Origin of the sequence: Microbacterium sp. UBA837, assembly GCF_002296025.1 — a bacterium.
Lineage (GTDB): Bacteria > Actinomycetota > Actinomycetes > Actinomycetales > Microbacteriaceae > Microbacterium.
This window is the reverse complement of sequence record NZ_DBHD01000003.1, coordinates 22,924-32,681: the sequence shown is the minus strand read 5'-3', so window position 1 is coordinate 32,681 and position 9,758 is coordinate 22,924. Positions and strand designations below refer to the sequence as shown.

7 protein-coding genes are annotated in these 9,758 nt (G+C 69.2%); all 7 read left to right on the top strand.

Features of this window, described 5'->3' with window-relative positions:
* Positions 1-7 precede the first annotated feature (7 nt).
* From B3587_RS00270 to B3587_RS00240, 7 genes are read left to right on the top strand one after another with little or no spacing between them, the layout of a single operon-like run.
* Entirely contained in the window at positions 8-973 is a 966-nt protein-coding gene (locus tag B3587_RS00270) for an AAA family ATPase (RefSeq protein WP_292725671.1), read from the top strand.
* Positions 970-2,325, top strand: coding sequence for a DUF58 domain-containing protein (locus B3587_RS00265; protein WP_292725669.1), 1,356 nt, complete (start codon positions 970-972; stop codon positions 2,323-2,325). Before B3587_RS00270 ends, B3587_RS00265 begins: the two co-directional genes overlap by 4 nt.
* Positions 2,322-4,877: a transglutaminase domain-containing protein gene (locus tag B3587_RS00260; protein ID WP_292725667.1), complete on the top strand. Its 2,556-nt coding sequence runs from the start codon at positions 2,322-2,324 to the stop codon at positions 4,875-4,877. Before B3587_RS00265 ends, B3587_RS00260 begins: the two co-directional genes overlap by 4 nt.
* Positions 4,874-6,046, top strand: a complete 1,173-nt coding sequence (locus B3587_RS00255) for a DUF5684 domain-containing protein (RefSeq protein WP_292725665.1) — start codon at positions 4,874-4,876, stop codon at positions 6,044-6,046. The genes B3587_RS00260 and B3587_RS00255 overlap by 4 nt, the downstream gene beginning before the upstream one ends.
* 14 nt (positions 6,047-6,060) lie before the next feature.
* Positions 6,061-6,900, top strand: a complete 840-nt coding sequence (locus B3587_RS00250; RefSeq protein ID WP_292725663.1) for a PP2C family protein-serine/threonine phosphatase — start codon at positions 6,061-6,063, stop codon at positions 6,898-6,900.
* A complete protein-coding gene (locus tag B3587_RS00245; protein ID WP_292725661.1) occupies positions 6,897-8,207 on the top strand; it encodes an FHA domain-containing protein in 1,311 nt (436 codons plus the stop codon). Before B3587_RS00250 ends, B3587_RS00245 begins: the two co-directional genes overlap by 4 nt.
* Complete coding sequence (locus tag B3587_RS00240) at positions 8,204-9,751, top strand: serine/threonine-protein kinase (RefSeq protein ID WP_292725660.1); 1,548 nt, start codon at positions 8,204-8,206, stop codon at positions 9,749-9,751. The genes B3587_RS00245 and B3587_RS00240 overlap by 4 nt, the downstream gene beginning before the upstream one ends.
* The last annotated feature ends 7 nt before the right edge of the window (positions 9,752-9,758 follow it).

Below are 9,758 nucleotides of genomic sequence, written 5' to 3'. Positions count from 1 at the left end.
GATCCGCATGACCCTCTCCGCCGAACAGACCAACTGGTTCCAGGAGTCGTTTGACAGCCTGGTCGCCAACGTCGAACAGGTCGTGCTCGGAAAGCGCCACGTCATCGAGCTGGCCTTCACGGCGATGATCTCCGAGGGCCACCTGCTGCTGGAGGATTACCCGGGGACGGGCAAGACGTCGCTTGCCCGCGCCATGGGGCGCACCGTTCAGGGCACGAGCAGCCGCATCCAGTTCACCCCCGATCTGCTTCCCGGCGATGTCACCGGTATCACGGTGTACGACCAGAAGAAGGGGGAGTTCGAGTTCCACATGGGACCGATCTTCGCCAACGTCGTCCTCGCCGACGAGATCAACCGCGCAAGCCCCAAGACCCAGTCGGCCCTGCTCGAGGTCATGGAAGAGGGCCAGGTCACCGTCGACGGCGTGACCCGCCCGGTCGGCACCCCCTTCTTGGTCGTGGCCACCCAGAACCCGGTCGAGCAGGCCGGCACCTACCGACTGCCCGAGGCGCAGCTCGACCGCTTCCTGCTCAAGACCTCGCTCGGCTACCCCGATCACGCCGCCACTCTCAAGATCCTCGAGGGTACGGCAACAGCGAAGCGCGAAGTCGCCCCCGTGATCACCCCCCAGGGTGTGGTGACGATGGCCGACATCGCCCGCGAGGTCTACCTCAACCCGCTCGTGCTCGACTACATCTCGCGCCTGGTCGAAGCCACCCGAAACGCGACGCAGGTGCGCCTGGGCGTGAGTGTGCGCGGCGCGCTCGCGCTGACAAAGGCCTCCAAGACCTGGGCCGCAGCCCACGGCCGCTCGTACGTCACCCCCGACGACGTGAAGGCGCTGGCCGAGCCGGTCCTCGCCCACCGCCTCATCCTCGACCCCGAGGCGGAATTCGACGGGGTCACCGCGAACGCCGTCATCGGACAGGTGCTTCTGGACACCGTGCCGCCCAGCCAGCGCGAGTCCGCGTGAGCTCACACACCGACTCCCGGATCACGCGAACGAGTGGATCGACCGGCCGGTCCACCACTCGAACGCGCTATGCAACGGGGGGAGCCACGACGGTCGTCGTCGTCCAGGGAATCAAGTTCTGGCGGCGGCTGAGGCAGACGATCACGCGCGCGACACGGGCGGTGACCGAAACGGTCACCGCTGGCGGGTGGATGCTGGTGGCCGCCGCCGTGGTCGGGCTCACGGCCGGACTCATCCTCGGCTGGATCGAGTTCGTCGCCGCCGGGACCATCGCTCTCAGTCTTCTGCTGCTCGCCTCGGTGTTCCTCTTCGGCGCGCGGGCCTACGAGGTGGACCTCACGCTCGCCCATGACCGGGTCGTCGCCGGCGCCGAGGTCAGCGGCGCGATCACCGTGACCAACATCGGGCGTCGACTCGCCCTCCCAGGGGTCGTCGACGTCCCCGTCGGCGAAGGTCTTGTCGAAATAGCCGTACCCCTGCTGCGGCCCGGGGCAGTCTTCAGCGAACAGGTCGCCATTCCCACCCACCGCCGCGGTGTCATCGCGATCGGCCCAGCCCGCACGGTCCGCGGGGACCCGCTCGGACTGCTGCGACGTGAGACAGCGTGGCAGGACCACCACACCCTGTACGTGCACCCGGTGACCACGGTGATCCCCAGCACCGCCACAGGCTTCGTCCGCGATCTCGAGGGCAATCCCTCGTCTCTCATCGTCGACTCCGACATCTCCTTCCATGCCATCCGCGAATACGTCCCCGGCGATTCCCGCCGCCAGGTGCACTGGAAGTCGACTGCCAAGACCGGCACGCTCATGGTGCGCCAGTACGAGGAATCCCGGCGCTCGCGCATGCTGATCGCACTCGCCACAGCCGAGACGGAGTTCGCTAACGAAGACGAGTTCGAGCTCGCGGTCAGCGCCGTCGGCTCGCTCGGTGTGCGCGGCATCCGCGACGGCCGTGACGTCGACGTCGTCGTCGGGCAGGAAATACCCGAGTTCGCCAGACGCATCACCCGCGCCGTGCACGAACTGCCGACGGTGAGCGCCCGAACGCTGCTGGACGCCCTGTGCGAGGTCGCCGAGCGCGCTTCCGTAAACCCCCTCCTGGATGTCGCCACCTTCGCTGTCGAGGCCCATCGCGATGTCTCGGTCGGATTCCTCGTGTGCGGCTCGACAGTCACCGCGCATACTATCCAATCCGCGGCCGTCGCCTTTCCCCTCAACGTCAGTGTGATCGTGATCGTCTGCGACCCAACCGCCGAGCCCGGCTATCGGCAATTGGGTGATATCGCCGTGATCACGATCGGACTCCTCGACGACCTCCGCCACATCCTTGCCCGGCGGTCGGCGGCATGAGCGCGCCTGCCGCCCCGATCCGCGACCGTGCGCGCCGCAGCGCGCGCACCTCCGCCCTGCCACGAATACTGTGGGTCATCGACGTGGGGCTGGTCGTCGCATTCGGCGGCGTCGCCGCTGTGGCCGCGTGGCCGATCTACCGCGACCCTTGGATGTATCTCACCGTCGGAATCGGGGTTGTGACGGGGGTTGCGATCGCCGTCCTGGCTGCCCGCAGCCGGTGGTCGTGGTGGATCGTCGCCCTCGCTACCGTCGCCGCCTACCTCGTCCTCGGTATCCCCCTCGGGGCGCCGCGGGCACTCACGGATCTCAGTGAACTTCCCGCCGCAGTCGTCGATATCGCCACCGCGCCGGTTACCGGGTGGAAGAACATCCTCACCCTCGACGTGCCTCTCGGCACCTACCAGGCAGTGCTCGCACCGCTCCTGCTGGTCTGTCTCCTCGCGCCTGTGATCGCTCTGAGCACGGCGTGGCGCACACGTCACTGGGTGTTCGCCGCGCCGCTCGCACTGACGATGCCGGTCTTCGGCATCGTCTTCGGCTCAAGCGCGGTGCGCGGCATCCTGGAAATCGGACCCGTCACCGTTCCCGGAGTGGTGGAGCTGTCCACGGGCCTGTTCTGCCTGCTCGCATGCGTCGGCTGGTTCGTGTGGCGTACCAACGCCGCGCGCTCCCTCGAGCTGCGCACGGCCGAAACAGCGACCGGCGTGCGCGCCAAGCGCCCCCGCGGCGCCGCGACCGGCAAGTGGCTGCTCGCCGGTGCGATGGCGACCGTCGCGACCGTCGTCGGGCTAGTCGTTGCGCCGCTGGCCGTGGCGGGGCAGGTGCGCGAGGTTCCCCGCACCGTCATCGCCCCGGAGTTGCGGATCCGCTCCGAACTCAGCCCCCTCATCACCTACCGCGAGAACTTCGATGACGACATCGTGGACACCGAGCTCTTCCGCATCACCACCGATTCGTCGGTGGACCGCGTGCGCCTTGCCACCCTCAGCTTCTACGACGGGGTCGTCGCGCGCGTCCTTGCCCCGGACGGGCTGGATCCGCTGGCCACCGCGTTCGTGCGACTTCCGACTTCGTCTGGTGCGGGGACCGTCCGCTCGGTGATCGAGATCGGTGCCTATTCGGGGATCTGGGTGCCGATCACCGCCGGGCTCACCTCCGTGGGATTCTCCGGTGCCGATCGCAACCTGCTCGCGGACGGCTTCTTCTTCAGCCCTACCGCCGACATGGGAGTGCAGCTGTCGGATCCGGGCCTTGCCCCGGGCGTGTCGATCTCTCAGACCGCCACGCTGGCCGCCGCCGACGTCCAGGATCCGCTCGTCGGCGAGCCCCGACTCGACGAGGATGTCATCCCGGATTCGCTCACCCAGTGGCTCGAGCTCCAAGATGTCGCCGATGGCTACGACGGGCTGGTGACTCTCATCGAGCGCCTGCGCGCCCGCGGGTATCTCAGCCACGCACTCACGATCGATGAGGACGTCCCGCCGTTGTGGATGACCCAGCTGGACGACTACTCATTCGAGCCCAGCCGGGCCGGGCATTCGACAGATCGGATCGGGTCGCTGTTCAGCGCCCTCAATGAGCGCCAGAATGACGTCGGCGGCAACGACGACGCTCTGCTGGTTGCCGCTGTCGGTGACGACGAGCAGTTCGCCGTAGCCGCGGCCCTCATCGCCGATCGACTCGGCTTCGAGAGCCGTGTCGTCCTCGGCGCCCGGCTTCACAGCGAGGACGACACGCTGAGTGTCTGCGAAGACGGCAGCTGCGTCGGCGGTGACATCGCCGCCTGGATCGAGATCCGCGACACCGCAGGCGGCTGGATCCCGATCGACACGACGCCCCAGCACGCGAACCCGATCGCGCCCGAGATCGATCAGCGCAACGACCCCCCGATCCCCACCGACGTGCGCCCGCAGCAGGCGGATGCCGTCCCGCCACCGGATGCCTCCCCCGCGGATGCCGGCACAGCCGACGACACGGCCGCGCCAGAGAGCGTGGACCTCTCAGATCTCTGGGCAGCGCTGCGCGTGTCAGGAAGCGTCCTGCTGGTCCTCTTCATCCTGCTGGGCCCCCTGCTGGCGATCATCACGGCCAAGACGGTGCGGCGACGCTCCCGCCGTCACGCAGCCGACCCCGCAGACCGGGTGATCGCCGGCTGGGACGAGTATGTCGATGCCGCGGTCGACCGTGGGTTGCCGCTGCCGCACGCGCAGACACGCTCCGAGCTCGCTGCGCTGTACGACGCGGAAGGCACCGGCGCCGCGGTCGCGCTGGCCTCGTGGGCCGATCGGTCGGCCTTCGCGTTCGAGCAGCCCACCGAAGCCGAGAGCGACGCGTTCTGGAGCCTCGTCGACGCAGAGCGTGCGCATCTGCGAACGGGGCTCGGTCGGTGGGCCAGCCTGCGTGCTCGAATCTCGCTGCGATCCTTCCGCCGCGGCATCCAGACGGCGACCGCGCAGGCAAGAGCAAAGCGCGCCGCCCGCCCGCGCACCGCTGATACCCACACCACCCGGATGACGCGCACGGCGTCGCGGAAGGAGCAACGTTCATGAACGATGGATCCGGCGCAGCCGCCGGGCTGATGGGAGCGGGGATCGTCGTGATCCTCGTCGCGATACTGATCCCTCTCGGCATCTATATCTGGACAGCGCTCGCACTCGGCGCTGTCTTCACGAAGGCCGGCGAGCCCGTCTGGAAGGCGTGGGTCCCTGTCGTCAACACGTGGACGCTGTACGAGCTTGGCGGCAAGCCCGGGTTCTGGGCGCTGTTGGCCTTCCTGCCAATCGTTAACATCGTCGCGTTCGTCTTCCTCATCATCTCGATCGATACCGTGAACAAGCGATTCGGACGGGGATCGGGGCTGACCGTCCTCGCTGTGTTCCTCTTCCCCATCTGGGCCAGCATCCTCGGGTGGGGAAGCTCGCGGCTGCTCTCAGGGCCGCTGCGCCCGGCATACCCGACGGGTCAGATGCCATCCGACACCCCGGCGGCGCCGCCCGCGCCGCCGACCAGTCCGTTCTCACTTGCGGGCGGCGCGGCAGTTACCGCGGCACCTCCGCCACCTCCGGCTCCCCCCGCGCCTCCGGCACCCCCGCGTGGACCCGCGCTTGCCCCGCCCCCGCCCCCGCCCCCGAGCCCCTCATCGCCCTTTGACGCTCGCCCCGCGACGCCCTGGCCCGCACCTCCCGCCCCGGCGCCAGCCGCTCCCGCTGCGGCGCCGACCGCCTTCATCCCGCCGCCGCCGCCGTCCGCCCCGAACCCTGCGCAGCAGCCCGACAGCCTGTGGGCTCCCGCGCCGGCAACGGCACCGGACGTCGCTCCTGCGGCCCCTGCGCCCGCCGCCCCGACTCCCGTGCACATCGACGAGGATGACGAGCGCACCGTGATCTCGCGCTCCAAGCGTCCCTCGTGGCTGCTGACCCTGCCCGACGGCAGCGATGAGGCCATCACCGCAAGTACCGTCATCCTCGGGCGCTCACCCTCGGCCCCGGCCGGGTCGGATGCCCAGGTCATCGCGGTGGTAGACGACACCAAGACGGTCTCGAAGTCGCACGCTGTGCTGCGTCTGGTCGGTGACACCTGGGTCATCGAAGATTCGGGTTCGACCAACGGCTCGATCGTGCTCGACGAATCCGGCGCCGAGATCGAGGTCACCGCAACGCACGCGCTCATCGAGACGTTCCAGCTCGGGGACGCGACATTCCGCATCCGCAAAAGTTGAAGGCCACCACGCGCATGACGACGCTGACGATCACCACCGGGGCGCAGACCGATACCGGTCGACGCCGCACGATGAACGAGGACTCGCTCCTCGCCGCGTACCCGGTGTTCATCGTCGCCGACGGCATGGGCGGCCACGACGCCGGCGATCGGGCGAGCGCCGCGGTCATCGATGCCTTCCGGCCCCTCGTGGGAGTCGATGATCTCGCACCCCACGATGTGATGGCGGCGGTCCAGCGCGCCCACCACAGTGTCGCGACGATCGCCGACGCTCTTCCCAACGGAGCCGGGTCAACGCTCACAGGGATCGTCGTCGTCACCCAGAACGAGAACCGCTGGTGGCTGGTGCTGAACATCGGCGATTCGCGTGTGTACCGGCTGATCGGCAACACGCTCCAACAGGTGACGGTCGACCACTCGGTCGCGCAGGAACTCGTCGACGGGGGCAAGCTCCGCCGCGAGGATATGGCGACCTACAGCGGCCGCAACGTCATCACTCGGGCCGTGGGAGCCCCCGACAGTGAGGCCGAGTACTGGTTGCTGCCCATCGTCACGGGCGAGCGGCTGCTGATCTGCTCCGACGGGCTGACCGGCGAGCTCCCCGACGAGAGTTTGCGCGCCGGTCTCGCTCTCGGTGGAAGCACCCAGCAGACGGCGACCACTCTGGTGATGCAGGCGGTCGAGCGCGGCGGGCGCGACAACGTGACGGCGATCGTGGTCGACGTCGTCGCCGGCGGCGCGAGCCCCGACTCCGACGACGTCACTGGCGGCATCGGCGCAACCAGCGCGGTTGTCGCCGATCTGCTCCCCGACGAGGACACAGTCCCCTCGAGCAAGCAGCGGGCGCGCGGATGACAGGCTGGACGTACATGCGGGGCGATCATCCCGCGATCATCCAGGGATCGACCTGCGTCGCATTCGGCGGTGTTCACGGCGAGGACCGCGCCCGCGCGGTGCTCCCCATGATGACAGCCGACACGCCCCTTGAAGATCTGCTGGATGTCGTGCTCCAGACTGGGATCGGCGCGCTACCGGACTTCTTCGTCGGCAGGGTAGAAGACGGCACGCTGACGGCGATGCTGCGCGGCGCGGCGGTCCTCACAATCGAGGATGATCGGTGGCGCCGCTCCACGGTTGACGGCCTCGGCGCACGGACGTGGCGCGAAGTGGCGTTCGACGGTGTCACACGCCTGGCCGTCTGTTTCGACAGGCAGCTGGTCCGCGCGGATCTGCGCGCGATCCCGGACCGCGAGCGCACGGCCCGGCCGGGCGCCCTGGCGATCAGCGAGATCGTCTTTCGCCGGCCGGATGCCCCGCTGCGGCTCATGACGGTCACGCACGCAGCGCGGGGAGGGCTCAGCGCCGAGACCGAGGACTTCCCCGCGCACCTCTTCGACGACGGATCCAGCGCAGCCTCCCCGACTGAGCAACCTGCGACCGTGGCGCAGCACAGCGCTGCACCGGCGCCAACCTCTGCTGGCGACCCCGAGCCGACCTCTCCACCGCGATCGCAAGAGGAGGCCGAGACCGACCGCTACCGGTTCGACGACCTCTTCGGGTCCACGAGATTCTTCGGCGTCGAGGCAGCCGCGGTTCGCGCAGAAGAGGTGGAGGACGAGGTCGCATCCTCCCCCGCCGCCATTCTCCCGACGCCGTCTTCCACTGCTAGAGGACACGCGATGTCACCCGCAGCGTCGGACGAGATGTCGGCCGAGGTGTCGGGCCTTGTCTGCGCGACCGGCCACCCGAACCCGCCCACGCGGGCGACCTGCGTCGTGTGCGCGATCCCGCTGACGGGAGCCCAGCCGGCGCGCACGAGTCGACCTCAGGGGATGCTGCGCCTCCCGGACGGACGCCGCCTTCCCATCGACGCGCAGATGATCATCGGCCGCAGCCCCCGCGCAGAGCGGTCGGATAGTCGCACTCTTCCGACCTTGGTGAAGATCGAAGGCGCCGCGACCGACGTCTCGCGCAACCACGCGCGCATCGGTGTGGAGGGGTGGAACGTCGTCATCGAGGATCTGGGCTCGACCAACGGGACGGTGATCCTCGCGACGGATGGAACGCTCCGGCGCCTGCGGGGCGGCGAGACCGCGCTGCTGACCGCTGGAGTCGTGGTGGACCTGGGAGGCGTGCGCATCCACGTGGAGGATGTGCCGTGACTCCGGGGTACGGCGGGGTGGACATCCCGGGGCTGACGTTCGAGCGGCACCTGGGTGCCGGCGCGTTCGCAGACGTACTGCTCTTCCAGCAGGAGTTCCCCCGTCGCCGGGTCGCTGTCAAGGTCATGCGCGAAGCGGTCACCGATCCCCGCACGCAGGCCTCGTTCGAGAGCGAGGCGAATCTGCTTGCAACCGTGTCGACCCACCCCTCGATCGTCACGGTGTATCACGCAGCGATCACGACAACCGGCCGCCCGTACCTGGTGATGGAGTACTGCTCGCGCCCGGGGCTGGCCGAACGCATCCGCGACCGGCCGCTGAGCGTCCCGGAGATGCTGCAGACGATGATCCGCCTCTCGGGCGCGGTCGAGACCGCGCACCGCCACGGGATCCTGCACCGCGATCTCAAGCCAGCGAACGTTCTGACCACCGACTACGGGTGGCCCGCCCTTGGAGACTTCGGGATCTCTGTCGTGGCGGGGCACCCGACCAACAGCGGCGGCGCGATGTCGCTGCCGTGGGCGGCACCCGAGGTCGTCGCGGGGCACCCTTTCGAGTCGACAGCTGATGTGTACGGGCTGGCGGCCACGGCCTACACGCTCCTCGCGGGCGCCTCGCCGTTCGAGCTCACCGGAGCGCGTGACGTTCCCGCCCTCATGTCGCACATCATGTCCACTTCCGCGCCGAGAATCCCCCGCGACGATGTTCCCGAGGCTGTTCAGCAGCTTCTCGCGATCGCATTGGCCAAGCATCCGACCGAACGCCCACAATCAGCCTCGGAGTTCGCGCGCGGACTCCAGCGCATCGAGCAAGACATGGGACTTCCGACGACGCACCTCGACATCCCGAGCGCGCAGGACATGCCTGACGACAGCGCCGAGCGCACCCGGCTCTCTCCGCGCGAGACGGCGGTTGTCGCGGGCGCCGTCGCACCGTCCCCTACGCCTCCGGTGGACGACCGGACCGCTATCGCCGGGGCGCGGGCAACGATTTCTGACCCCGAGCTCGCCGAGCCCACGATCGCACGCCCGCGGACGCCGGCTGTACCGGACGAGGCAACGGCGATCGCGCCACCACGGACGCTCTCCGAGCCGATCGATGACCGTACGGCGATTGGCCCCACCCGGGACCTCGACGCCGAGCGCACGGCACTCGCGTCACCACGGACGCCCGAGACGGCTCGCACTGAGCTTGCCGGACAGCGCGTCGATCCCGCAGATCAGACGATCCTGCGCTCCCCCGCCAGTCCCCCTGCTCCGCAAGCTCAGGCGTGGACGCCACCTCCGGGAGCGCGAATCGCCTATGACCCAGGCGCGGAGTCCGCTGCCCGGAGTACGTACGGCATCCGGGAGTCGCTACCGACACCGGCGATCACCCGTAGCGTTGCGCCCGCGCCGCAGGTCGCCCCGACGGGGGGCTCCGCGGCCGCACGCCGTGCCCGTCACCGGCGGATGACCTGGCGGCTGATCATCATCGGCGCCGGGGCGCTGCTCGTCCTGTCCGCCGCGGCCGTCATTGTGGCGCTGCTGCTGGGCGCGGGCTGATGAAGGC

Coding starts and splice junctions, on each gene's coding strand:
- B3587_RS00270 (WP_292725671.1), top strand. CDS start 8: ATGACCCTCTCCGCCGAACAGACCAACTGGTTCCAGGAGTCGTTTGAC.
- B3587_RS00260 (WP_292725667.1), top strand. CDS start 2,322: ATGAGCGCGCCTGCCGCCCCGATCCGCGACCGTGCGCGCCGCAGCGCG.
- B3587_RS00255 (WP_292725665.1), top strand. CDS start 4,874: ATGAACGATGGATCCGGCGCAGCCGCCGGGCTGATGGGAGCGGGGATC.
- B3587_RS00250 (WP_292725663.1), top strand. CDS start 6,061: ATGACGACGCTGACGATCACCACCGGGGCGCAGACCGATACCGGTCGA.
- B3587_RS00245 (WP_292725661.1), top strand. CDS start 6,897: ATGACAGGCTGGACGTACATGCGGGGCGATCATCCCGCGATCATCCAG.